The organism is Micromonospora sp. CNZ280 (assembly GCF_011759515.1).
The window spans coordinates 492682-516206 of sequence record NZ_JAAOYP010000002.1 but is presented as its reverse complement, the minus strand read 5'-3'; the positions used below and the strand labels follow the sequence as shown (position 1 = coordinate 516206).

Annotated in this window: 23 protein-coding genes; 20 read left to right on the top strand and 3 right to left on the bottom strand. The window is 75.9% G+C overall.

Annotated features, from left to right (window positions below):
- Positions 1–6: 6 nt before the first annotated feature.
- Genes FHX32_RS35155 through FHX32_RS17390 form a run of 7 tightly spaced genes read left to right on the top strand, consistent with a single transcriptional unit; the run spans position 7 to position 7833 of the window.
- Complete coding sequence (locus tag FHX32_RS35155; RefSeq protein WP_167183948.1) at positions 7–1152, top strand: saccharopine dehydrogenase NADP-binding domain-containing protein; 1146 nt, start codon at positions 7–9, stop codon at positions 1150–1152.
- Positions 1149–2261, top strand: a complete 1113-nt coding sequence (locus FHX32_RS17415; protein ID WP_167183945.1) for a Gfo/Idh/MocA family oxidoreductase — start codon at positions 1149–1151, stop codon at positions 2259–2261. Before FHX32_RS35155 ends, FHX32_RS17415 begins: the two co-directional genes overlap by 4 nt.
- The gene (locus FHX32_RS17410; protein WP_167183942.1) at positions 2258–3028 is read left to right on the top strand and encodes an alpha/beta fold hydrolase; all 771 of its coding nucleotides are present in this window, start codon (positions 2258–2260) and stop codon (positions 3026–3028) included. Before FHX32_RS17415 ends, FHX32_RS17410 begins: the two co-directional genes overlap by 4 nt.
- Entirely contained in the window at positions 3025–4377 is a 1353-nt protein-coding gene (locus FHX32_RS17405) for a serine hydroxymethyltransferase (protein ID WP_167183939.1), read from the top strand. The genes FHX32_RS17410 and FHX32_RS17405 overlap by 4 nt, the downstream gene beginning before the upstream one ends.
- Positions 4374–5573, top strand: a complete 1200-nt coding sequence (locus FHX32_RS17400) for a glycosyltransferase (RefSeq protein WP_167183936.1) — start codon at positions 4374–4376, stop codon at positions 5571–5573. Before FHX32_RS17405 ends, FHX32_RS17400 begins: the two co-directional genes overlap by 4 nt.
- Positions 5570–6418: an NAD-dependent epimerase/dehydratase family protein gene (locus tag FHX32_RS17395; RefSeq protein ID WP_167183933.1), complete on the top strand. Its 849-nt coding sequence runs from the start codon at positions 5570–5572 to the stop codon at positions 6416–6418. Before FHX32_RS17400 ends, FHX32_RS17395 begins: the two co-directional genes overlap by 4 nt.
- 14 nt (positions 6419–6432) lie before the next feature.
- Entirely contained in the window at positions 6433–7833 is a 1401-nt protein-coding gene (locus tag FHX32_RS17390) for an aldehyde dehydrogenase family protein (RefSeq protein WP_486481152.1), read from the top strand.
- Between the two features lie 4 nt (positions 7834–7837).
- Here the strand turns inward: FHX32_RS17390 and FHX32_RS17385 are convergent, their stop codons facing one another.
- Genes FHX32_RS17385 through FHX32_RS17375 form a run of 3 tightly spaced genes read right to left on the bottom strand, consistent with a single transcriptional unit; the run spans position 7838 to position 11496 of the window.
- Entirely contained in the window at positions 7838–8881 is a 1044-nt protein-coding gene (locus FHX32_RS17385; RefSeq protein ID WP_167183930.1) for a hypothetical protein, read from the bottom strand.
- Positions 8882–8927: 46 nt separating this feature from the next.
- Positions 8928–9863, bottom strand: a complete 936-nt coding sequence (locus FHX32_RS17380) for an FAD-dependent oxidoreductase (protein ID WP_486481151.1) — start codon at positions 9861–9863, stop codon at positions 8928–8930.
- Positions 9853–11496, bottom strand: a complete 1644-nt coding sequence (locus FHX32_RS17375; protein WP_167183927.1) for an AMP-binding protein — start codon at positions 11494–11496, stop codon at positions 9853–9855. Before FHX32_RS17375 ends, FHX32_RS17380 begins: the two co-directional genes overlap by 11 nt.
- A 223-nt stretch (positions 11497–11719) precedes the next feature.
- Here FHX32_RS17375 and FHX32_RS17370 point away from each other — a divergent pair, with 223 nt between their 5' ends.
- The 13 genes from FHX32_RS17370 to FHX32_RS17310 all read left to right on the top strand — a co-directional run bounded on the left by FHX32_RS17370 (position 11720) and on the right by FHX32_RS17310 (position 23519).
- A complete protein-coding gene (locus tag FHX32_RS17370; RefSeq protein ID WP_167183924.1) occupies positions 11720–13411 on the top strand; it encodes a carbamoyltransferase C-terminal domain-containing protein in 1692 nt (563 codons plus the stop codon).
- A gap of 61 nt (positions 13412–13472) precedes the next feature.
- Complete coding sequence (locus FHX32_RS17365) at positions 13473–13754, top strand: phosphopantetheine-binding protein (protein WP_088993388.1); 282 nt, start codon at positions 13473–13475, stop codon at positions 13752–13754.
- Positions 13755–13834: 80 nt separating this feature from the next.
- The gene (locus tag FHX32_RS17360; protein WP_167183921.1) at positions 13835–15562 is read left to right on the top strand and encodes a carbamoyltransferase N-terminal domain-containing protein; all 1728 of its coding nucleotides are present in this window, start codon (positions 13835–13837) and stop codon (positions 15560–15562) included.
- Positions 15559–16572, top strand: coding sequence for a methyltransferase (locus FHX32_RS17355; RefSeq protein ID WP_167183918.1), 1014 nt, complete (start codon positions 15559–15561; stop codon positions 16570–16572). Before FHX32_RS17360 ends, FHX32_RS17355 begins: the two co-directional genes overlap by 4 nt.
- Positions 16569–17303: a 3-oxoacyl-[acyl-carrier-protein] reductase gene (gene fabG, locus FHX32_RS17350; RefSeq protein ID WP_167183915.1), complete on the top strand. Its 735-nt coding sequence runs from the start codon at positions 16569–16571 to the stop codon at positions 17301–17303. Before FHX32_RS17355 ends, fabG begins: the two co-directional genes overlap by 4 nt.
- Positions 17300–17710: an ApeI family dehydratase gene (locus FHX32_RS17345; protein WP_167183912.1), complete on the top strand. Its 411-nt coding sequence runs from the start codon at positions 17300–17302 to the stop codon at positions 17708–17710. Before fabG ends, FHX32_RS17345 begins: the two co-directional genes overlap by 4 nt.
- Positions 17698–18189, top strand: a complete 492-nt coding sequence (locus FHX32_RS17340) for a 3-hydroxyacyl-ACP dehydratase FabZ family protein (RefSeq protein ID WP_486481150.1) — start codon at positions 17698–17700, stop codon at positions 18187–18189. Before FHX32_RS17345 ends, FHX32_RS17340 begins: the two co-directional genes overlap by 13 nt.
- A 30-nt stretch (positions 18190–18219) precedes the next feature.
- Complete coding sequence (locus FHX32_RS17335) at positions 18220–18477, top strand: acyl carrier protein (RefSeq protein WP_088993393.1); 258 nt, start codon at positions 18220–18222, stop codon at positions 18475–18477.
- A gap of 1 nt (position 18478) precedes the next feature.
- Positions 18479–19684, top strand: coding sequence for a beta-ketoacyl-[acyl-carrier-protein] synthase family protein (locus tag FHX32_RS17330; protein ID WP_167183909.1), 1206 nt, complete (start codon positions 18479–18481; stop codon positions 19682–19684).
- Positions 19681–20778 (top strand): beta-ketoacyl synthase N-terminal-like domain-containing protein, encoded by a 1098-nt coding sequence (locus FHX32_RS17325; protein ID WP_167183906.1) that lies wholly within the window; start codon positions 19681–19683, stop codon positions 20776–20778. Before FHX32_RS17330 ends, FHX32_RS17325 begins: the two co-directional genes overlap by 4 nt.
- A complete protein-coding gene (locus FHX32_RS17320; RefSeq protein ID WP_167183903.1) occupies positions 20759–21883 on the top strand; it encodes a beta-ketoacyl synthase N-terminal-like domain-containing protein in 1125 nt (374 codons plus the stop codon). Before FHX32_RS17325 ends, FHX32_RS17320 begins: the two co-directional genes overlap by 20 nt.
- Positions 21880–22749 (top strand): beta-ketoacyl synthase N-terminal-like domain-containing protein, encoded by an 870-nt coding sequence (locus FHX32_RS34530; RefSeq protein WP_486481149.1) that lies wholly within the window; start codon positions 21880–21882, stop codon positions 22747–22749. Before FHX32_RS17320 ends, FHX32_RS34530 begins: the two co-directional genes overlap by 4 nt.
- Positions 22746–23519 carry an alpha/beta fold hydrolase gene (locus FHX32_RS17310; protein ID WP_167183900.1) on the top strand — a complete coding sequence of 258 codons (774 nt, stop codon included), beginning with the start codon at positions 22746–22748 and terminating at the stop codon, positions 23517–23519. Before FHX32_RS34530 ends, FHX32_RS17310 begins: the two co-directional genes overlap by 4 nt.
- Positions 23520–23525: the final 6 nt, after the last annotated feature.

The window sequence follows — 23525 nt, the reverse complement described above, 5'->3', positions numbered from 1 at the left end:
GCACCGGTGAGCGCGCTGATCGGGGTCGTCGGCGGGTCCGGCGCGGTGGGCGGCGCGGTGGCCCGCCGGCTGCACCGACTGCTCGGGCCGGAGTACCGACTGCGGATCGGCGGTCGCCGGCTGGCCGCCGCCGAGGAGTTGGTCCGCCGGGAGCTGGCCGGCCGGGCCGAGGCGATGGCGGTGGACGTCTACGACGACGAGGCGTTGCGCCGCTTTTGCGCCGGCTGCCGGCTGGTGGTCAACGCCAGCGCCGCGTCGTACCTGGTGGTCGACCGGGTGGCCAGGGCGGCTCTGGCCGCCGGCGCCGACTACGTCGACGCTGGCGGTGACCTGCCGCTGCTGGACCGGCTCACCCCGCTCGGGCTCACCAGACAGGGCCGGACCGCGCTGGTCACGGCCGGCCTGATGCCGGGGCTGACCGGGCTGCTGCCCCGCTGGCTCGCCGCCACCGAGTTCCACCGGCCCCGCCGGCTGGTCGTCCACGTCGGGGTGATGGACCGGCTGACCCCGGCCGGCGCGGTGGACTACCTGCTCAGCCTGCGCACCCGGGACGAGGAGTCGCAGGCGGTCTGGCTGGACGGCCGGCGGGTCACCCGGGCGGCGGGCGCGCTGACCGACGTGGAGCTGCCGTTCTTCCCGGGCCGGGTCACCGCCTACCCGTACCTGGGCTACGAGGGGGAGCGGCTCGCCGTGCAGCTCGGGCTCACCGAGCTGCGCTGGCACGCGGTCTTCGACGGCGGGGCGGCGATGATGGCCACGCTGAGCCGGTTGCAGGGCGCCATGAGCGGGGAGGGCGACCTGAGCGCCGCCGCCCGGGACCTGGCCGCCGCGGCGGAGCTGGACATGTTCGGCAAGCGCCCGTACCAGTTGCTGGTCTTCGAGCTGGGCGGCACCGGGCCGGACGGGGACGAGCGCACCCGCACGCTGGTGCTGCGCTCGGCGGACACCTCCGAGATCACCGGTACGGTCTGCGCGCTCGCCGCCGGCCAGGTGCTCGCCGGCCGGGTGCCACCGGGCGCGCACCTGGCCGCCGAGGGGCTTGCCGCCGCCGAGCTGGTCGAGGCGTTGCGGGCCACCCGGGTGGTGCGCGCGTTCGATCTGTTCGACGGGGCCGCCGCCGACGCCGCGACGGTCGAGGAGGGGGTGCTGTGACCCGGCCCCGGGCGGTGGTCTGCGGCACCGGGTTCGGCCGCGTCTACCTCGCCGGGCTGGCCGCGCCCGAGTCACCGGTGGAGCTGGCCGGCATCCTGGCCCGGGGCAGCGACCGGTCGTCCGCCTGTGCCCGCCGGTGGGGCGTGCCGCTCTACCGGCACCCCGACGAGCTGCCCGGGGACGTCACGGTGGCCTGCGTGGTGGTCGGCTCGGCGATCACCGGCGGGCCCGGCGCCCGGCTCGCGCAGGCGCTGATGTCCCGGGGGATCCACGTGCTGCAGGAACACCCGCTGCACGCCGACGAGCTGGCCGGGTGCCTGCGCGCCGCGCGGGCCAACCGGGTCGCGTACCGGCTCAACAGCCACCACGTGCATGTGGCGCCGGTGCGCCGGTTCGTCGCCGCGGCCCGGGCGCTGCTGCGCCGGCAGCCGCCGCTCTTCGTGGACGCGGCGGGCAGCGTCCAGGTGCTCTACCCGCTGCTCGACGTGCTCGGTGCCGCGCTCGGCCGGTTGCGACCGTGGGGATTCGCGCCGCCGGCCCCGCTGCCGGCGGCGGTGCGCGCCCTGACGCCGCTGGACGTGCCGTTCCGCAGCCTCGACGGGGTGTTCGCCGGGGTGCCCACCACGCTGCGGGTGCAGCACCAGATGGACCCGCGGGAGCCGGACAACCACGCCCACCTGTGGCACCGGATCACCATCGGCACCGAGGGCGGGCAGCTGACCCTGGTCTCCAGCACCGGCCCGGTGCTCTGGACCGTCCGGCCGCACCTGCCCCGGGAGGCGGCCGGCGCGGCCGGCTTCGACCGGCTCGGCGTCGACCACCTCGCCCTCGCCGGCACCACCCCGATCGGGCCGCCGGCCGCGCCGAGCTGGGCGCAGACCCTCGACACGCTCTGGCCCGAGGCGGTCCGGGTCGCGGTGCGGCGGCTCACCGACGACGTGGCCCGCGGGGCGGACCCGATGACCGACGGGCAGTACCACCTCGGGTTGTGCCAGCTGACCCGGGAGATCACCCAGCTGCTGGGCCCGGTGGAGCTGGTCCGCCGGGACGAGCCGCGGTTCCTCGCGGCCGGGGACCTGATCGAGGGGGAGCACGAGGTGCTGACGTGAACGCCTATCCGGGCCGGGCGGCGACGCCCTGGCTCCAGTGCTACCGGCCGGTGCCGGTGGCGACCGCGCGGCTGGCCTGCTTCCCGCACGCCGGTGGCAGCGCCAGTTTCTTCCGGCCGTGGGCCGACGAGCTGCCGGCCGACGTCGAGCTGCTGGCCGCGCAGTACCCCGGCCGGGAGGACCGGCTGCGCGAGCCGCCCGCCACCGACCTCGGCGAGCTGGCCGACCGGTACGCCGACGTGCTGCGCGCCACCGACGTGCCGCTGGTGCTGTTCGGACACAGCCTCGGTGCGGCGGTCGGCTACGAGGTGGCCCGCCGGCTGGCGACCGCCGGCGCGCCGCCGGCGCTGCTGGTGGTCTCCGGACGCCAGGCGCCGTTCGACCCGTCGCGGGCGGTGCACCTGATGGACGACGACGCGCTCTGGGCGGACGTCGCCCGGGCCGGCGGCACCAGCCGGGCGGTCTTGGAGAGCCCGGAGCTGCGCGCCCTGGTGCTGCCGGTGCTGCGCGCCGACTACCGGCTCAGCGAGACCTACCGGCCGTCCGCCGGTCCGCCGCTGACCTGTCCCGTCCTCGCGGTCAGCGGCGACGCGGACCCGGACGTGGACCTCGCCGTGCTGCCCGGCTGGGGGACGGTCACCACCGCCGGGTGTGACGTGCGGGTCTTCACCGGCGACCACTTCTACCTCCAGCCGCACCGCCGGGCCCTGGTCGGTGAGATCGTCCGCCGGCTGCGTGTCCGCACCGACGCCTGGGCCACGCCGTGACCGGCCTGGACGCCCCGGCCGACCTGGCCGCCGTCCGCGCCTGGTGCGCCGACGCGCTGGTCTCGCTCGACCGGCGGGACGCCCCGCTGGTCCGCCTCGCGCACGCCGAGCTGCGCCGCCAGCGCGGGACGCTGAACCTGGTCGCCGCGGCCAGCCCCACCCTGCCGGCCGCCCTGGTGGCGCACGCGCTGCTGTTCAGCTCGGTGACCGCCGAGGGCTACGCCGGCGGCCGCTACCACCCGGGCACCGAGGTCGTCGACCAGGTCGAGCAGCTGGCCCGCGGGCGCGCCGAGCGGCTGTTCGGCGCCCCGCACGCCAACGTGCAGCCGCTCTCCGGCTCGGCGGCCAACCTCGCCGTGCTCTACGGCCTGCTCGACCCGGGCGACACCGTGCTGGCCCTGGAACTGGACCACGGCGGGCACCTGACTCACGTCTCCCGGGGCGCCAGCATCGCCAAGCGGGTCACCGCCAGCTACTACGAGGTCGACGAGCGGGGCCTGATCGACTACGCCGCGCTGGCCGTGCTGGTCAAGCAGGTCCGGCCGCGGCTGCTGATCTGCGGCGGCTCGGCGTACCCCCGGCAGCTGGACTTCGCCGCGTTCCGGGCCGCCGCCGACGAGGTGGACGCGCTGCTGATGGCCGACGTCAGCCACGTCAGCGGGCTGGTCGCCGCCGGCGCCCACCCGTCCCCGGTGCCGCACTGCGACGTGATCACCACCTCGACGTACAAGCAGCTCTGCGGGCCGCGCGGCGGCCTGCTGCTGCGCGGGGCGTCGTCCCGGCTCAGCGCCCGGGCGGTGGACCGGGCGGTCTTTCCCGGCTTCCAGGGCACCCCGGATTTCGGCGGCATCGCCGCGAAGGCGGTCGCGCTGGGCTTCGCCGCCCGCCCGGAGTTCGCCGCGGCGATGCGCCGGGTGGTGCGCTACGCGCGGACGTTCGCCGGGGCGCTGGCCGACCACGGGGTACCGGTGGTCTCCGGCGGCACCGACAGCCACCTGGTCCTGGCCGACCTGCGCGCGGTGGCGGTCACCGGCCGGCAGGTCGCCGACGTGCTGCGCCGCCTCGGCGTGCTGGTCAACATGAACCTCGTCCCGCGCGACCCCCGATCGGCGGCGGAGACCAGCGGCATCCGGATCGGCACCAACGACCTGGGCTTCCGGCGGGTCGGCGACGCCGAGGTGGCGGAGCTGGCCCGGGCCACCGCCGCGGTGGTCGCCGAGGTGGCCGGCGGCGGGCGGCCGGACGCCGTGGTGCGCGGCTCCCGGGGACGCGATCTGGCCGGCTGCGTGGCCGGCATCACCGCTCGCGGATACCGCGAGGACTGGCGCCAGGGAGGTGCGGTGGCATGAAACTCGTCGTCACGTGTCAGCCGGCGGTCGGCCACTTCCACGCGGTCGCCCCGCTCGCCCGGGCCGCCGTGGACGCCGGGCACGAGGTGGTGGTGGCCACCGGCCGGGGGATGGGGCACTGGGTGACCCGCGCCGGGTTCGCCGTCCGGGAGGTGGGGCCGGCCTGGCTCGCCGACGGCCCCCGGGCCGGCGCCTTCGACGACCCGCGGCGACGGCTGCGGCTGATGAGCCTGGCCACCGGCTCGATGGTGGCCGGCCTGGTCGACCTGCTCCGCGAGCTGCGCCCGGACGTGGTGCTGCACGAGTCGCTGGAGTGGGCCGCGCCGCTCGCCGCCGACGCGGCCGGGGTGCCGTACGCGGCCCTCGGGCAGCTGCCGCGACTGCCCCGGCCGGTGCTCGCCGAGGTGATGGCCGAACCCTGGAACGCGGCGCGGCGGCGGCTCGGCCTGCCCGCCGACCCGGGGCTGGAACGGCTCTACCCGTACCTCTACCTCGACGCGTACCTGCCGAGCTGGCAGCCGCTGACCGCGAACCCGCTGAGCTGGTTCGACGGCCCGGCCGAGCCGGACGTGGCGCACCTGATCCAGCCGCCGCTCTACCAGGTCGGCGACGAGGTGCCGGCCTGGCTCGCCGCGCTGCCCGACCGGCCGGTCGTCTACGTCACCATGGGCACCGCGTTCAACCAGGTGGGGCCGCTCTTCGCCACCGTCGCCGAGGCGCTGCGCGACGAGGACGTGTCGGTGGTGATGACCGTCGGGTCCGGGGTGGACCCGGCCCCGCTCGCCGCACTCGGCCCGAACATCCACGCGGCGCACTACATCCCGCAGGAGGCGGTGCTGTCGCGCTGCGCCGCGGTGGTGCAGCACGCCGGGTACCTGACCACCGTCGGGGCGCTGCGGCACGGCCTGCCGATGGTGGCTGTCCCGGTGGCGGTGGACCAGCCGTACCACGCGCACCGGCTCGCCGCGGCCGGCGCCGCGGTGCGGCTGGACCACCGCACCCTCGACCCGGCGCGGGTCCGCGCCGCGGTCCGCGCCGTGCTCGACGAGCCGCTGTACCGGGCCAACGCCGAACGGCTGCGCCGGGAGATGCGCGCCATGCCGCCGACCGGACACGGCGTCACCCTGCTGGAGCGGCTGGCCGCCACCGGACGGCCGGTGTTCGACCGCGCCGACGAGCTGGTGGCCGTCCGATGACCGCCGTGCTGCTCACCGGGGCCACCGGCCGGGTCGGTGCCCGGTTCATCCCGCTGCTGCGGGCCCGCGGGCTGCGGCTGCGGCTGGCCGTCTGGAACCCGGCGGGCGGCCCCGCCGGCGGCAACCGGGACCTGGTGGTGGGCGACCTCACCGACCCGGACACCTGCCGGCGCGCGGTCGAGGGGATGGACGCCGTGGTGCACATCGCCAGCGCGTTCACCGGCATCGACGCGCGGGAGGCCGACCGGCTCAACCACCTGGCCACCGACCGGCTCGCCGCCGCCGCGCTGGCCGCCGGCGCCCGCCGGTTCGTGCAGCTGAGCAGCTACCTCATCTACCGCCCGACGCCCGGCCGGGCCACCCGCGAGGACGATCCGCTGCGCGACCCGGCGGGCGCGCCGTTCCCCGCCGCGAAGCTGGGCGCGGAACGGGCGGTGTCCGGCTACTTCGACACCCCGCTGGGGGTGTGCGTGCTCCGGGTCGCCTACACCTACGGCGAGGGCGACCCGCACCTGGTGGACGCGTTCGCCTGGGCCCGCCGAGCCCCCGGGGAGCAGCGGTTGCACCTGGTGCACCACGCCGACGTGCGGCAGAGCGTGCTGCACGCGCTGGCGGCCGGCGCGACCGGGGTGTTCAACATCGCCGACGACGCCCCGGTGACCGCCGCCGAGCTGGCCGCGCTGGCCGAGCAGGTGAGGCTGCCGCACGGCGAGTCGGCCGACGCACCGGTGCTGGACACCGACCAGTTCGGCGGCGAGGTGGACACCAGCGCCGCGCGGGCCGGGCTGGGCTTCACGCCGGCGTACCCGTCGATCCATGTCGCCGCGCAGGCGGGGGCGGCGTGATGGAGCCGGTGCCGATGACGATCGACGGCGCCGCGGTGCCCGGCGACCGGCAGGTCGAGGTGGTGAACCCGGCCACCGGCGCGGTCTGCGGGCTGGCGCCGGTCTGCACTCCGCAGCAGGTGGACGCCGCGATGTGGGCCGCGGCCGGGGCGTGGCGCCAGTGGAGCGCCGACGAGACCGCGTTGCGCGAGCGGCTGCGCGCCGCCGCCAAGGCGGTCGGCGCCGCCGCCGGGCGGATCGGTGCGCTGGTGACCGCCGAGATGGGCAAGCCGCTGCCGCTGGCGGTCGGCGAGGCGTACGCCGCCGCGGCCACCCTGCGCCACCACGCCGACCTGGAGCTGCCTCCCGAGGTGCTCCAGGACGACCGGCGCGGCTACGCCGAGCTGGTCCGGCGCCCGCTGGGGGTGGTCGCCGCCGTCACGCCATGGAACTTCCCGGTGGCGGTGGCCGCGGCGAAGCTGGCCCCGGCGCTGCGGGCCGGCAACGCGGTGGTGCTGAAGCCGTCCCCGTACGCGCCGCTGGCCACCCTGGAGTTGGGCCGGGTGCTCGCCGGGGTGCTGCCGGCGGGGCTGGTGAACGTGCTCAGCGGGGACGACGCGCTCGGCGCGGCGATGGTGGCCCACCCGGTGCCCGCGCACGTCACGTTCACCGGCTCGGTGCCGGCCGGACGCCGGGTCGCCGCCCGGGCCGGCGGCGACCTGAAGCGGTACGTGCTGGAACTGGGCGGCAACGACCCGGCCGTGGTGCTCGACGACGCCGACCCGGACGAGCTGGCCGAGCGGCTGTTCTGGGACTCGTTCGCCAACAACGGGCAGGCGTGCGTCCTGATCAAACGGTTGTACGCGCCGCGGCGGCTGCACGCCCGGCTGGTGGACGCGCTGGCCGACCGGGCCCGGTCGGCCCGGGTCGGTGACCCGACCGCCAAGGGCACCCAGTTGGGGCCGCTGGCGCACCGGCGGCAGTTCAGCCGGATCGCCGACCTGGTGGCCGCGGCCCGGTCCCGGGGCGCTCGGGTGGCGGCCGGCGGCGCTGCGCCGGACGGGCCGGGCCTGTACTACGCCCCGACCGTGCTGACCGGCGTCGACGACGGCGACCCGGTGGTCGACCAGGAACAGTTCGGCCCGGTGCTGCCGGTGGTGCCGTACCGGGATGTCGAGGACGCGGTGCGCCGCGCCAACGCCAGCTCCTACGGGCTCGGCGGGTCGGTCTGGTCGGCCGACCCGGACCGGGCGTGGGCGGTGGCCGGCCGGCTCGAGTGCGGCACGGTCTGGGTCAACGGGCACGCCCTGCTCGGGCCCGACCAGCCCTTCGGCGGCATGAAGTGCAGCGGGATCGGGCTGGAGGGTGGCCGGCTGGGGCTGGCCGAGTACACCGCGGCGCAGGTGCGCCGGCGCCCACCGACCGCGCCCCGGTAGCTGCTCAGACCAGGCCGCTGTAGAACAGCGCGCCGATGAAGGCGGTCTCCTGCTGCGGCAGCCGGGCGTGCGGCACGGCCCGGCCGGTGAGCGCGAAGCCCTCCCGGGGCCGGTAGACGAAGTCCCGGCCGCCGTCGGGGAACTGGCCGTTGTCGTGCACCCAGCGGTGCAGCGCGGCCGGATCGGTGGCCGTCCGGTCGAAGTAGGAGCGCATCGGGCCCGGTTCGCCGTCGACCGTGAACAGCAGCGACACCTCGCAGGTCGGCTGGTCGGTGTGTACGCCGAGGAAGTCGCCCGGCCGGTACTCCAGGTAGGTGCACCGGGTCGGGTACATCCGCCGGCCCATCCGCGCCGAGATCTGCGCCACCAGCGCCGGATCCTCGTGGATCGCCACCAGCGTCGGCCCGGCGCCCAGGTAGGCGTTGCAGGAGCGGCTGACCAGGGCGTCGTGCTCCTTGTCCCAGCCGGGGCTGAGCCCGCCGTCGTACGCGGCGCCGGCGCTGGCCGGCAACGTGGCGATCTCGGCCACGCAGGCTCGCCGGGTGGCCTCCGAGATCAGGTCGCCGATCATCCACCAGGTGTCGTCGGGCAGCTTGCGCAGGTAGTCCTCGCGGCGGCGGGTGGAGGCGAGCATCATGGCCGCGTACTGCTCGTCGGTCTCCCGGGCGGCGACCTGCCGCACCACCCGGGCCTGCATCGCCTTGGCGATCAGCGGCCCCTGCGGGAACATCTCGTCGTAGCTGAGCGTGGTCAGCGCCCCGCCGACCTCGGCGGCGAGCGGGGCGGTGGCCGCCGGCGGCATTCCGGCGGCCACCGCGAGCCGCTCGAAGAGCTTGATCGAGCCGGGCGGGTCGTCGTCGGCGGCGAGCCAGCGGCGCAGCCGCCAGCGCCGCCACTCCAGGTCCACCTCGTTGAGCCGGTGCCGGGGCCACCGGTGCGGCCCCTGCGGGGCGGACAGTTCCCGGCGGACCCCCGAGGCGTCCAGTCCCGCCGCGTACGCCACGGCTTCCGAGATCAACTGCGACTCGTCGGGCCGGGAGTCCGTCATCCCCGATGTCCCTTCTGGTCGGTCGGTGGGGCCGGCCCGACCCGCGTCACGACACCAGCAGGTCGGCCGCCTCCTTGGCGCATCCCCACGACAGCATGACCCCTGTGCCGGCGTGGCCATAGTTGTGCACGATCCGCGCCCGGCCGAGCTTCTCCAGTTCCAGCCGGGGCGCCGGCCGGCCCGGGCGCAGCCCTACCGAGTGCTCCAGCACCGGCGCGTCGGCCAGCCGCGGCTCGACCACCGCGCACCGTCGGATGATCTCGGCCGCCTCCGCCTCGTCCGGGGTGGTGTCGGCGGCGTCGCGGTGGGTGCCGCCGAGCACCACCCGGTCGCCGTGCGGGATGAAACCGGCCCAGATCGGCCCCAGCGGCGCCTCGATGAAGAAGTGCTCGATGCCCGGGTTCGCCACCACGATCTTCGGGCCACGGACCGGCTTGAGCTGCCGGTCGCCGGTCAGCTCCGCGGCGCCCAGGCCGGCGCAGTTGGCCACCAGCGGCGCGACCTCGGCCGCCTCGTCCAGCGAGCGCACCGGCTCCAGCACCAGCCGCCCGCCGCCGGCGGCGAACCGGTCGGCGAGGTGCCGCAGGTACGGCGGCATGTCGACCACCGGCTGGCGGACCCAGAACGCGGTGCCGTAGCCCTCGGGCAGTTCCTCCGGGCGGCACGGGCGGTAGCCCTCGAACCGTTCCACCCCGGGCGGGACCATCCCCGCCGGCCGGGCCGCCATCCGCCCGTCCAGCACGCGTACGCCGGGGGTGTCCGGGGTGAGCCGGCGGACGGTCTCCCGCTGCCAGCCGAGCGCGGGGTCGCCGGGGCCGGCGAAGCTGGGTCCGATCATCGCCGAGGCCATCATCGAGGTGCTGCGTTCCGGTGGCTGCGTGGCCCGGACGAGCACCCGCAGCCCCGCCTCCTGCAGGCAGATGGCGGTGCTCAGCCCGCTCACCCCGGCGCCGATGACCAGCGCGTCGACCTCAGCGTGCACGGTGGCTCCCTCCGTTGACGTCGCGGAAGCGCTGCCACATCACGCGGCGTCTCGGCTTTCCGCTGGTGGTCCGCAGGATTGTACCGACGGGAACGCGGAGCGCGATCAACTCCGCACCCTCGGTGAGTCGACCGACGACCGCGCCGGCCCGCCGTTCCCAGTCCGGCTCGGCGTTCTCCAGCAGCACCATCGCCACCGGCCGGTCGGCGTGTCCGAGCAGGACGGTGTGCCGGTGCCGGGGCAGGCCCGCGGCCTCCAGGGCCGCCTCCACGTCCTCGGCGAACAGGGTTCGGCCACGCAGCTTCAGGCTGTCGCCGAGCCGGCCGAGCACGTACAGCTGCCCGTCGTGCAGGAACCCGCTGTCACCGGTGCGCAGGGTGCCGGCGGTGAACCGGGCGGACGTCCCGGCCGGGTCGCCGAGGTAGCCGGCCGCGACGCAGCGCCCGCCCACCTCGATCTCGCCCACCCGCCCGTCCGGCAGCGGGCGGCCGGTGTCGTCGACGATCCGCACCGACACGCCGTCGAGCGGGGCGCCGCAGCCGACCAGGGGCGCGGCGGCCGGGCCATCGCCGGGTGCACCGCCGAGCGGGATCCGTGCCGGGTCCACCCGGGCCGTCCGCCACGGCTCGTCCAGCGCGCCGCCGGTCACCGCGAGGGTCGCCTCCGCCAGCCCGTACGCCGGCAGCAGGGCCCGCCGGTCCAGCCCGTGCGGGGCGAGCAGCCGCCAGAAGTCCTCCAGCGCGGCCGGGGAGACCCGCTCGGCCCCGACGATCACCGCCCGCCAGGCCGCGAAGTCGAGCCCGGCGAGCTGCTCGGGGCGTACCCGGTCGACCACGTGCCGCAGCCCGAAGGTCGGCATGGCGGTCAGCCGCGCCCCGCGCTGGCCGAAGCAGCGCAGGTAGCGCAGCGGGTCGCGGACGAACTGCTGCGGGGTGAGCAGCCACAGGTCGCCCTGGTGCGCCACCGGCGTGAGCAGGCAGCCGATCAGACCCATGTCGTGGTGCAGCGGCAGCCAGGAGGCGGTGGGATCCGCCGGCCCCTGGCGCAGCCACCGGCCGATCGCGGCGACGTTGTGCTCCAGCGCGGCGAACGGCACGCGTACCGCGCGGGGCCTGCCGGTCGAGCCGGAGGTGAACTGGAGCAGGGCCAGCCCGGCGCGCCGGCCGGCGGTCGGCTCGTCGGCACCGTCGAGCAGGTCGGCGGTGCGGACCACCCCGGCGTCCCCGGCGACCGGACGCAGCGGCCCGGCCAGCGTCCCGCCGGTCACCACCAGCCGGGGCGCGGCCGTGGCCACGATGTGCCGAACGTGCTCCAGGTAGCCGGCGAGGTCCTGGCCGAGCGCGGGCGGTGCGACCGGGGTCGGCACCGCACCGGCGAGCATGGTGCCGTAGTAGCCGGCGACGAAGCCCGGGCCGGTCGGCTCGACCAGCACCACCCGGTCGTCGCGCCGCACCCCGGCGGCGCGCAGCCCGCCCGCCACCCGGCGCACCGCGGCGGCCAACCGGGCGTACGGCCATTCGTCCCAGCCGTCGCCGGCGGCGGCGAACCGGACCACACCCGGGCCGGGGCGCTCCACCCAGGACAGCAGCCGGGACTCGGTCGCCGGTCGGTCGTCTTCAGCGGTGGTCGGCATGGCGGTATCTTGCGGCCGTTGTCGGCGGCCGGCCAGGCGGGTCAGGATGACACCGCTCCGGCTGCGTGGCACCTGGACGCGACCCGCGCCCGGTGACCAGCGCCCCGCTCGAGCGGGGCGGGGTGAGCGAGTGCGGACACTGCCCACTTGAACAACCGGCGGGCCGGGCGCCGCGGCACCGGGGAGGAACGGCACTCCCAGCCACGCGGCGGAAGGCTTCGACATGACCGGTACGGCAGTCATCTGCGGACTCAAGCTGACCCACGACGGCGCCGTCGCGGTGATCACCGACGGGCGCCTGCTCTTCTCCACCGAGGCGGAGAAGATCGGCAACTCACCCCGCCACTGCGGGCTCACCGACGCCGGCCAGATCCTCGACGAGCTGCGGGCCAGCGGCGTCGACCCGGCCGAGGTCACGCATGTCGCGGTCGACGGGTGGACGCCCCGGGTGGACGGCTCCTCGTACGTGCAGCTGCGCGGCCGGGACGGCCGGGCGCACCCGCTGGCGGTCGCCGGGTACTCCGACGAGCCGGGCGGCCCGCCGGAGCCGGTGCGGCCGGTCCGCGGCGACGGCCTGCCGCTGCACCCGATGCCGGGCGGCTTCGCCAGCTACACCCACTCCACCGGCCACCTGTTCGCCAGCTACTGCACCTCGCCCTTCGCCGAGCAGGACCGGCCGGCCCTGGTGGTGGTCTGGGACGGCGGGATGCCGCCCTTCCTCTACCGGTACGACCCCCGCGGCGGCGCGCTGCGCCGGGTCGGTTGGGTCGGCCCCGCCTCGGGCGGGCTCTACCCGATCTTCGCCTCGCACTTCCCGCCGTTCCGGGTGGACCGGCGCAGCCCCGACCGGGACCGGATGTTCGGCATGGAGGCGCTCTTCCCGGTCTCCGGCAAGGCGATGGCGTACGCCGCGCTCGGCAAGCCGGACGAGGACGCCATCGCGGTGATGGAGCGGGTCACGGCCGACCTGCCGCCGGCGGACACCCACCTGCGGATGTACGGCTGGACCCGGGAGGTGCTGCGCCGGCTCGACGGCTCGGGCCTGCCCGACGCCACGGTGATCTCCTCGTTCCAGGAGTACCTGTTCCGGGTGCTGCTGGCCGGGGTGCGGGCGGCGCTGCGCGACGCCCCGGAGCTGGCCGGCCTGCCGCTCTGCCTCTCCGGCGGCTGCCACCTGAACATCACCTGGAACGCCGGGCTGCGCGCCAGCGGCCTCTTCGAGGAGGTGTGGGTGCCGCCGTTCCCCAACGACGCCGGCTCGGCGATCGGCGCCGCCTGCGCCGAGATGGTCCGGATCACCGGCCGCTCCGCGGTGCGCTGGTCGGCCTTCGCCGGGCCGGGCATCCGCTGGGACGGGTTGGTCCCGGCCGGCTGGTCGGCGCGGCCCTGCGACGTCGCCGGCCTGGCCGAGCTGCTGCACCGGGAGAACGAGCCGGTGGTGGTGGTCAGCGGCCGGGCCGAGCTCGGGCCGCGGGCGCTGGGCCACCGCAGCATCATCGCCCCGGCGGTGAGCGCCGGCATGCGGGACACCCTCAACCGGCTCAAGCACCGGGAGGGGTACCGGCCGGTGGCGCCGATCTGCCTGGAGGAGCACGCTGCCGAGGTCTTCGCGCCCGGCACCCGCGACCCGTACATGCTCTTCGCCCACGACGTCCGTCCGGAGTGGGCGGACCGGGTGCCGGCGATCGTGCACGTCGACGGCAGCGCCCGGTTGCAGACCGTGGACGCCACCAACAGCCCGACCTACGAGCTGCTGCGCGCCTACCACCGGCTCAGCGGCGTCCCGGTGCTCTGCAACACCAGCGCCAACCACCCGGGCAAGGGCTTTTTCCCCGACCCCGGCTCGGCCATGGCCTGGGGACAGACCCGGTACGTCTGGTCGGAGGGAATTCTCTACACCCGCGGTGACATCTGAGCTGTGCAACTGAATACGCGCGCACTTCCGCATCCGCAGGGGTCGAACTAACGTCCACGACGTGCCGACTCGAACGGAATCAGAAGTCAGAACGCAGCTCCGGGACATCATCCTGGACCTCGCGCCGAACCCGCAGCCTGAGGTCACCGACGAGGCTCTTCTGGTCGAGGATCTCGAGTACCACAGCCTGGCTCTCCTCGAACTCGCATTCGCGCTCGAGGACGAGTTCGACCTGCCGCCCATCGACGAGGAAAATGCGCGCAACATCCGGTCCATCAAGGACATCGAGGACTACGTGTTGCGCCAGATGGATGCCAAGAATGGCAATCCGTCAGCCGCCTGATCAATTCCACGGGTAATTGTCGTCGGGGCGTCGTACGACGCCGAGCGCCGCACCGGCGGCGGGTGGGGGTGGTGGTAGGCGTGACCGGTCGACAGGTGATCTGCGGCCTGAAGGTGACCCACGACGGCGCGGTGGCGGCGATCGACGGAGACCGGCTGCTCTTCTCCGTCGAGGCGGAGAAGATCGACAACCGGCGCCGCCACGCGCACCTGTCCGACCTCGCCGACGTCGCCCACCAGCTCGCGCTGCACGACGTCGACGTGGCCGACCTGGTGGCGGTCAGCGTGGACGGCTGGGTGCAGTCCCGCGACGGGCGGGCCGGCGCCGAGGTGGTCCGCGAGGACGGCTCGGCGGTCACCCTCGACCTCGCCGGCTACGCGGTGCTCGGTGGGCCGGGGGAGAGCCCGGAGGCGCTCAATGGGATCACCGGCGCCGGGCTCACGGTGGCCGGCCGGGACCTGCCGCACACCAGCTACCCGCACGCCACCGACCACGCCCTGGCCAGCTACTGCACCAGCCCGTACGCCCGCACCGGCCAACCCGCGCTGATCCTGGTGTGGGACGGCGGGATGCCGGCGGTGCTCTACCGGTTCGACCCGGTGGCCCGGTCGCTGACCGCGCTGGGCCCGGTGCTCGGCATCGCCGGCGCGCTCTACCCGGTCTTCGCCTCGCACTTCGCCCCGTTCCGGGTCTCGGCCGAGCAGCGCCGCTCGCTCGGCGGGCTGGGCGACTTCGCCCAGCTGGAGGCGCTGCTGCCGATCTCCGGCAAGGCGATGGCGTACGCCGCGCTGGCCGAACCGGACGAGGCGGCGATCGCGGTGATGACCGAGCAGACCCGGCGGCTGCTGCCGATCGAGGTGACCCGCGGCTTCATCTGGAGCGCCCAGGTGCTGCGCCGGCTGGCCCCGCTGGGGCTCTCCGACGCCGCCGTGCTGGCCAGCTTCCAGGAGCACCTGCTGCGGCTGCTGCTGGCCGGCCTGCGCGCCGGTCCGGCCGCCCGGTACGCCGCCGCCGGCGAACCGCTCTGCCTCTCCGGCGGCTGCGCGCTGAACATCAAGTGGAACTCGGCGATCCGGGCCAGCGGGATGTTCTCCGACGTCTGGGTGCCGCCGTTCCCCAACGACGCCGGCTCGGCCATCGGGGCGGCCTGCGCCGAGCTGATCCGGCGTACCGGCACCGCCGCGCTGACCTGGTCGGTCTTCGCCGGGCCCGCGGTCGGCTACGGCGACGCCCCACCGGCGGGCTGGTCCTGGCGGCCGTGCGAGATCGAGGAGGTCGCCGAGCTGCTGCACCGCGAGCGGGAACCGGTGGTGGTGCTCCACGGCCGCGCCGAGTTGGGGCCGCGGGCGCTGGGGCACCGCAGCATCATCGCCCCGGCCGACGACCCGGGGATGCAGGACCGGCTCAACCGGATCAAGCTGCGCGAGGCGTACCGGCCGGTGGCGCCGATCTGCCTGGTCGACCGGGCGCCCGAGGTGTTCGACCCGGGCACCCCCGACCCGTACATGCTCTTCGAGCACCAGGTGCGCGCCGGGTGGCGGGACCGGGTGCCGGCGATCGTGCACGCCGACGGCAGTGCCCGGTTGCAGACCGTGGGGCCCGACCATCCGCTGCTGTTCCGGCTGCTCACCGCGTACCACGCCCGCAGCGGGGTGCCGGTGCTCTGCAACACCAGCGCGAACCTGCCCGGCCGGGGCTTCTTCCCGGACGCCTTCTCGGCGATCAAGTGGGGCGGGGTCCGGTACGTCTGGTGCGACGGGCGGCTCTACTCCAGCGGGGACGCCGGCGCCGGGTCGGGGCCGGCATGACGCTCCGCCGCGGCGACATCTCCTCGATGCTGGAGGTGCTTCCGCCCTTCGCCATCCGGGTGGCCGCCACCCTGCGCCTCTCCGACCACCTGGGCGACGGCCCCCGGTCGGCCGGCGAGTTGGCCCTGGCCACCGGCGCCGACGCCGACGCGCTCGGTCGGCTGCTGCGCTACCTCTGCTCCCTCGGCCTCTACCGGGAGGACGCGCCGGACCGGTTCGCGCTCACCCCGGCCGGCCGGATGCTCACCAGCCGGTCCACCGGCGACCTGCGGCAGTGGCTCGACCTGGACGGCGCCGGCGGCCGGATGGACCTGGCGTTGGCCGGGCTGCTGCACGCGGTGCGCACCGGCGGGCCGGGCTACCCGGCGGTGTTCCACCGGCCGTTCTGGGACGACCTGGCCGCCGACCCGGCCCGGGCCGACTCCTTCGACGGGCTGATGGCCGCCAAGTCCGCCCGGGTGGTGCCGGACCTCGCCGCGCTGGACTGGACCGGGGTGCGGCACGTGGTGGACGTCGGCGGCGGGGTGGGCCGCACCCTGGGCGCCCTGCTGCGCGCCCACCCGCACCTGCGCGGCACCCTGCTGGACCGGCCGCCGGTGGCCGAGCAGGCCCGCCGGCGACTGGCCGAGGCCGGGCTGACCGGCCGGTGCGCGGTGGTCGGCGGGAGCTTCCTGGCCGAGGTGCCCGCCGGCGGCGACGCCTACCTGCTCTTCGACATCCTGCACAACTGGGACGACGAGACCGCGCGGGAGATCCTCGGCCGGTGCGCCGCGGCGGCCGGCCCGGCCGGCCGGGTGCTCGTGGTCGAGGAGATGCCCGCCGACGACGACCGCAACGGCCGGGCGATGGACCTGAAGATGCTGGTCCTCTTCGGCGGTCGCCAGCGCACCGAGGCGGGCTTCGCGGCGCTGGCCGCCAAGGCCGGCCTGGGCGCGCCCACCGTACGCCGGCTGCCCTGCGGGTTCTCCGTGGTGGAGACGGCCGGCACGACCAGCCGGGGGAACGGATGAGCGAGCACGTGCTGGTCACCGGGGCGTCCCGGGGCATCGGCCGGGCGGTAGCGCTGCGGCTGGCGGCCGCCGGCTTCGACGTCACCGGCTGCTACGCCGGCCGGGCCGACGACGCGGCGCAGACCGAGAAGGCGGTCGCCGACCTCGGCGTCCGGACCTGCTTCGCCGCCTGCGACGTGGGTGACCTGGCCGCGGTGACCGCGCTGGTGACCGACGCCGAGGAGCGGCTCGGGCCGCTGACCGCGGTGGTCAACAACGCCGGCATCACCCGCGACGCGACCACCGTGCTGATGGCCGAGCGGGACTGGGACGCCGTGCTGCGCACCAACCTCACCGGCACCTGGAACGTCTGCCGCACGGTCGGCTACCGGTTCCTCAAGCGACGCCGAGGCGCGATGGTGAACATCTCCTCGGTGGCCGGGGTGTACGGCCACGCCGGGCAGTCCAACTACGCCGCGGCCAAGGCCGGCATCATCGGGCTGACCCGGTCGCTGGCCAAGGAGATCGCCCCGTACGGGCTGCGGGCCAACGTGGTGGCGCCCGGTTTCATCGAGACCGAGATGACCGCGGGGCTGCCCGACCGGCTGCGCGTCAAGGCCCGCGAGTCGATCCCGCTGCGCCGCTTCGGCACCCCCGACGACGTCGCCGGGCTGGTCGCCTTCCTGCTCTCCGCCGACGCCTCCTACATCACCGGCCAGGTGTTCCAGGTGGACGGGGGGATCGTACTGTGACCGACCTCCTCGACGCCGTCCGGCCGCTGGTCGCCTGCGACCGGGTGACCGCCATCGTGGACGGCGACGTCCGGCGGATCACCGGCGAGTTGCGGGTGCGCGACGACGGCCCGTACCTGCCGGACCACTTTCCCGGGCTGACCATCTACCCCGGCGTGTTCGTGCTGGAGGCGGTGGTGCAGGCGGCGGCCGCGGCGTTCGGCGCGCCGGCCGGCCGCCGGCTGCGGCTGACCGCGGTGCGGTCGCTGCGCTTCCTGGTGCCGCTGCGCCCTGGCGACCGGCTGCGGGTGCTCGCCGAGGCGACGGAGGTGTCGCCGCCGCACCCGGTCCGGTTGCGCGCCGACTGCCGGCGCGGCGACGGGGTGCGGGTGGCCACCGCGACGGTGGAGTGCGGGTGGTCGGGGTGAGGCTGGACTTCCCGCAGCTGCGCCGGACGCTGCCGCACGGGCCGGGCATGCTGCTGCTCGACCGGGTCGAGGAGCTGCGCCCCGGGGTGGGGCTGACCGCCGTGAAGACCGTTTCCGGGATCGAGCCGTGCTACGCCGGGCTCGACCCGGCCGACGGCGTCGAGGCGTACGCCTATCCGTCCTGCCTGCTGCTGGAGTCGTTCGGCCAGGCCGCGGCGGTGCTCTGGCTGCACAGCGCCGGGGGGACCCGCCCGGACGAGGTGCTCATGCTCGCCGCGGCCCGGGACTGCGAGTTCGTCGGGCGGGCGTACCCGGGCGATGTGGTGCGCCACGTCGTCGAGCTGGAGCACCGCAGCGACGGCGCTGCTTTCGTCACCGGCCGCAGCAGCGTGGGCCCGCGTCTGATCGCGACCTACGGCTCGCTCACCGCGGTCGTCCGGCCGCGCACCGCCCTACCGGCACGGCCGGACGGCACGTGACCACCAACCGATCGGAGGGAGCAGTTGACCATGGCTGACGGCGACACGCGTCTGGCGGAACTCAGGGAACTCGTCGCGGAGGTCCTGGAGGTCGAGCCGGAGGAGCTGACCGACACCGGGGACTTCCAGGAGGAGTACGAGGCGGACTCGCTGCGGGCGATCGAGATGCTCGCCCGGATCGAGAAGAAGTACAAGATCGAGATCCCGCAGCAGGAGCTGGCGAACATGCAGAACCTCAAGGCCGTGTACGCGGTGACGGCCGGCTACGCCGGCTGGTCCGAATCGTGACATGAGGCGGGTGGTGATCACCGGTCTCGGACCGGTGTCGAACATCGGGATCGGGGCGGCGGCGTTCGAATCGGGGCTGCGTGGCGGACAGAGCGGCATCTCCGCCATCACCAGCTTCGACACCGCCGGCTTCCCCCGGACCATGGCCGGTGAGGTGCGGGCGTTCGAGCCGGAGCCGATCCTGCGCCGGCTCGACCCCGCCGCCTGGGGCCGGTCCAGCCTCTTCGCGGCCGCCGCCGCGCGGCTCGCGGTGCGCGACGCCGGCCTGCGCGTCGACCGGGTGCCACCGCACCGGGTCGGCGTGGTGGTCGGCACCACCAGCGGCGAGTCGAAGGTGACCGAGGAGATGGGCCGCCGAATCGTCGACCACGGCTTCCCGGCGCTCCCCGGTGACCTGGCCGAGCACCTGCCCGCCGGGCGGCTCGCCGCCGCGGTGAGCGAGGAGCTGGGCGTCACCGGGGAGTCGGTCACCCTCGCCACCGCCTGCTCGGCCAGCAACTACGCGTTGGGTTACGCGTACGACCTGGTGGCCAACGGTGACGCGGACGTGATGCTCACCGGCGGCGCGGACTCGGTGTGCCGCTGGGCGCACGCCGGGTTCGTCCGGCTCGGCGCGGTCGCCGACAAGGCCTGCGCGCCGTTCGACCGGGACCGCTCCGGCATGATCACCGCGGAGGGTGGCGCCATGCTGCTGCTGGAGTCCGCCGACCACGCCCGCGCCCGGGGCGCCACGCCCTACGCGGAGGTGCTGGGCTACGGCCTGAACTGCGACGCCCGGCACATGGTCGCCCCGGACGCCGCCTCCATCGCCGAGTGCATGCGGCTGGCGCACCGCAACGCCGGCGTCCGTCCAGACGACATCGACTACGTCTGCGCGCACGGCACCGGCACCGCGGCCAACGACGCCACCGAGGCGGCCGCACTGGAGGACGCCTTCGACGGGCGGGTGCCGCCGGTCAGCTCGATCAAGTCGATGCTCGGCCACACCATGGGCGCGGCCAGCGCGTTCGGGGTGATGGCCGCGGCCCTGGCGATCGCCCGCGGGTTTTTGCCACCCACCATCAACTGGAGCAACCCGGATCCGGCGATGGCCCGGCTGGACCCGATCCCCAACCACGCCCGGCCGGCCCGGGTGCGGGTGGCCCAGAACAACGGTTTCGCCTTCGGCGGCAACAACGCCATCGTGCTGCTGGGAGCCGTCTCGTGACCGCGTTGCAGATCATCGGCTGGGGCGTCACCAGCCCGGCCGGCACGGATCACCCGGCACTGGTCGGGGCGCTCGACCGGCCGCCGGCGCCGGTCGAGGTCGCCGGCCGGTACGACGCCCCGCTGCCCACGCCGCGCGCGCACGCCCTGCCCGACTTCGACGTCCGGGCCGAACTGGGCCGCAAGGGCACCAGCTTCTTCGACCGGCGTACCGCGCTCACCGTGGTCACCTGCCGCCGGGCGCTGGCCGACGCCGGGCTCCAGGTCACCCCCGCCAACCGGCACCGGATCGGGGTGGTGCTGGGCACTACCGCCGGCAGCGTCCGGTCCTCGGTGGACTACGCGGTGGACACCTTCACCCAGGACCCGCCCTACATGGTGAACCCGGCGCTGTTCCCGAACACCGTGATGAACTGCGCCGCCGGTCAGTCGGCCATCTGGTTCAAGCTCACCGGCGTCAACGCCACCTTGGCCGGCGGCCGGGTGGCGTTCCTGTCGGTGCTGCGCTGGTGCGCCAACAGCTTCCGCTCCCGACAGGCCGACTACCTGCTCGCCGGCGCGGTGGAGGAGTTCACCCCGCACACCGCGTGGCTGTCCCGGCACGGCCGCGACGACGACCTGCCGGCCGGTGAGGGCGGTGCGGTGTTCGTGCTGCGCCCGCCCGGCGGCACCCACCTGCGCGGCCCGGACGCCGAGGTGCTCGCCGTGACGCTGGGCTTCTGCCCCCGGGGGCGGAACCGCGCCGAGGCGCTCGCCGGCTGCCTGCGCGGCGCGCTCGACCGCTGCGGGGTCGACGGCGAGCAGGTGCGGATGGCGGCGATCGGCGGAGCCGACGACGCCGCGGCCCGGGCCACCGCGTGGCGGGCGGTGGAGTCGGCGCTCGGGCACTCCCGGGCCCGGCGGATCGCCGTCGACGAGGCGATGGGCGACAACCCGACCGCCGGCGGCGCGCTGGAACTGGCCACCGTGCTGGCCGCGCACCGGCAGGATCCGCGGCTGGACGGGCAACTGTCGGTGCTGGTGGCGCAGAACCGCGAGGGGGCGGTGGGCGCCGCCGTCGTCCGGGGGTGGGGCCGTGGCACTGATCGCGGCTAGTGCCGTCCGCAGCTGCTTCGGCGACGGCGCCGCCACCTTCGACCGGCTGCTGGCCGGCGAGAGCGGCGTCGGTCCGCTGCGCCACGTCGACCCGGCCGCTGTCAACGTCACCCACGCCCACCACCTGCCCGCTCCGGCCGGTGCGGACGAACCGGAGCTGCCGGCCAGCGACTGGCTCGCCGGGTGCGTCACCGCCGCGCTCGCCGCGGCCGGGCTCGACCCGGCCACCGCCCGGGCGCCGGTGCTGGTCGGCACCGGCCTGCGCGAGCTGCGGGCGGTGGAGCGGCAGGCGCTGTCCGGCCGGCCGGTACGGGCGGCCCGGCTGCACTTCACCGGCGCGCTGCGGGCCGCCGCCCCGCGGCTCGGCCCGGTGCTCACCGTGGCCAACGCGTGCAGCGCCTCCGGGCACACCCTCGCCATCGCCGGCGACCTGGTCGACAGCGGGTCGGCCGACGTGGTGGTGGCCGCCGGCACCGACGCGATGACCGCGTCCATGCTCGCCATGATCGGACGGGTCACCGAGGAGCCGACCGAACAGGTGCGGCCCTTCGACGTCGACCGCACCGGGGTGCTGCTCGGTGAGGGCGCCGCCGCGGTGGTGGTGGTCTCCGGGGCGTGGCGGGGGCCGGTGGCGGCCCGGCTGCTCGGCGTCGGGCTCTCCTGCGACGCCCACCACGAGACCGCCCCGTCGCTGGCCGGCATCGGCCGGGCGATGACCGACGCGCTGGCCCGCGCCGGCCGGTCCCCGGCCGAGGTGGACGTGGTGGTCAGCCACGGCACCGGCACGCTGCTCAACGACGTCACCGAGGCCGAGGCGATCCACCGGGTGCTGGTCGAGGCCGGCGGCGACCCGTACGTGACCGGCATCAAGGGGGCGCTCGGCCACACCTCCGGCGCCTCGGCGCTGATGAGCCTGGACGTGGCGATCCGGTGCCTGCGCGACGGGCGGGTGCCGCCGGTGGTGGGGCTGCGCCGCCCGTTGCCGGAGGCGAAGGCACTGCGCCTGGTCACCGGCGCGCCGGTGCGCTGCGCCGCCCGGGTGGCCCAGGTCAATTCGTTCGGCTTCGGCGGGGTCAACGCGGTCACCCTGGTGGAGGCGGCGTGACCGGGTACGGCGTCGCGGTCACCGGGTGGAGCGCGCACCTGCCCGCCCTGCCGCCCGGCGCCCGGCTCGCCGGTTGGGAGCCGGGTCCGGCGTGCCTGCCCGAGGACGCCGCGACGCTGCTCGGTCGCAAGGGGCTGCTGGCCAAGGAACCGGCGACCCGGCTGGCGCTCTGCGCCGTGCACCGGGCGCTGGGCCGGCCGGCGCGGGCCGGCCGGCGCGTCCCGGACACGCCACCGGATCCGGACACCGCCGTGGTGGTCGCCACCAACCTCGGCAACTGCGCCACGGTTGCGGCGGTGGCCACCGCTGTCGCCGCGGACGGGGTACGGGCGGTGAGCCCGCTGGACGCGCCGAACGCGTCGAGCAACGTGGTCAGCAGCACCGTGGCGATCTGGTTCGGGTGGGGCGGCCCCAACCTGACGGTCTGCTCGGGCCACCCGGCCGGCCTGGACGCGGTCGGGCTCGGCGCGCTGCTGCTGGCCGCCGGCCGGGCCCGGCGGGTGGTGGTGGTCGGCGCGGAACCGGCCGACCCGGTCGCCGCCGGGCTGCTCGACGCCGCCGCGCCGCTACGCCCGCTGGCCGCCTGCGTGCTGCTGGAACGCGACGGTGACCTGCGGCTCGGCCCGGTCGAGGAACTGACCGGGCCGCCGCCCGGGGGAGCGGACCTGCTGCTCGCCCCGGCCGGGCTGGCCGCCGACGCGGTCGACCTGACCGGCGCGGTCGGCGCCGGCTACGGCGCGCTCGGCGTCCTCCAGCTGGCGGTGGCCGCCGCCGTGCTCGCCGAGCGGGACGGCAGCGCCCGGATCGTCTGCGGCGACCCGGACGACGGGTACCGCACCACCCGGCTGTCGAGGGGGACCGGATGACGTCGCCGCAGGCCCACCTGCTCTCGCCGGGCACCGACACCGGCCCGTGCGCGGTGTTCGTGCACGGCATCGAGGACACCTGGCGTACCTGGACCCGGCTGTCGCGCTGTCTCGGGCCGCAGTGGCGCACGGTCGCCCTGGATCTGCCCTGGCGGGCCGGCAACGACTACCGCTGGCGCTGGTCCGGCGGCCCGGGGGACTGGGTCGGCGCCGGGCTGGAAGCGCTCGGCGACCGGCCGTTCCTGCTGGTCGGCCACAGCTTCGGCGCGAACGCGGCGCTCGCCCGGCTGGCGGCCGGAGAGCCGCGGGCCACCGCCGCGGTGCTCGCGGCGCCGTTCTTCCGCCCGGCCGAGCACCGGGTCACCTGGGAGACCTTCGACCTGTCCCGGGAGACGTTCCAGCGGCAGATCAGCGACGGGATGCGGCTGCGGTTGCGGCGTACCGCCCCGCCGGACGTCTTCGAGGTGATGATCGCCCGCACCTGCGAGCGGATCGGCCCGGTCGGCTTCCTCGCCGTCTTCGAGCAGTACGTCGCCAGCGGCCACCTGCCGCTGTCGCACGTGGACATCCCGGCGGCCATCCTCATCGGCGAGGCGGACCCGGGGATGTTCCGTCCGCACATGGAGGCGCTGGCCAGCCGCCTGCCCCGGGCCACGGTGGCCGCCGGCGACGACTTCGACCACTTCTGCCACGTCAACCACGCACCCGAGGTGGCCCGGCTGATCGAGGAGCTGGCGGCCGCCGGCGCCGGCATCCGACCGACCGATTGAGGAGGG

Bases quoted from the DNA above. Each gene is read 5' to 3' on its own strand.
- fabG (WP_167183915.1), top strand. From the start codon at position 16,569: ATGAGCGAGCACGTGCTGGTCACCGGGGCGTCCCGGGGCATCGGCCGG.
- FHX32_RS17370 (WP_167183924.1), top strand. From the start codon at position 11,720: ATGACCGGTACGGCAGTCATCTGCGGACTCAAGCTGACCCACGACGGC.
- FHX32_RS17355 (WP_167183918.1), top strand. From the start codon at position 15,559: ATGACGCTCCGCCGCGGCGACATCTCCTCGATGCTGGAGGTGCTTCCG.
- FHX32_RS17335 (WP_088993393.1), top strand. From the start codon at position 18,220: ATGGCTGACGGCGACACGCGTCTGGCGGAACTCAGGGAACTCGTCGCG.
- FHX32_RS17385 (WP_167183930.1), bottom strand. From the start codon at position 8,881: ATGACGGACTCCCGGCCCGACGAGTCGCAGTTGATCTCGGAAGCCGTG.
- FHX32_RS17400 (WP_167183936.1), top strand. From the start codon at position 4,374: ATGAAACTCGTCGTCACGTGTCAGCCGGCGGTCGGCCACTTCCACGCG.
- FHX32_RS17395 (WP_167183933.1), top strand. From the start codon at position 5,570: ATGACCGCCGTGCTGCTCACCGGGGCCACCGGCCGGGTCGGTGCCCGG.
- FHX32_RS17310 (WP_167183900.1), top strand. From the start codon at position 22,746: ATGACGTCGCCGCAGGCCCACCTGCTCTCGCCGGGCACCGACACCGGC.
- FHX32_RS17390 (WP_486481152.1), top strand. From the start codon at position 6,433: ATGACGATCGACGGCGCCGCGGTGCCCGGCGACCGGCAGGTCGAGGTG.
- FHX32_RS17330 (WP_167183909.1), top strand. From the start codon at position 18,479: ATGAGGCGGGTGGTGATCACCGGTCTCGGACCGGTGTCGAACATCGGG.
- FHX32_RS17375 (WP_167183927.1), bottom strand. From the start codon at position 11,496: ATGCCGACCACCGCTGAAGACGACCGACCGGCGACCGAGTCCCGGCTG.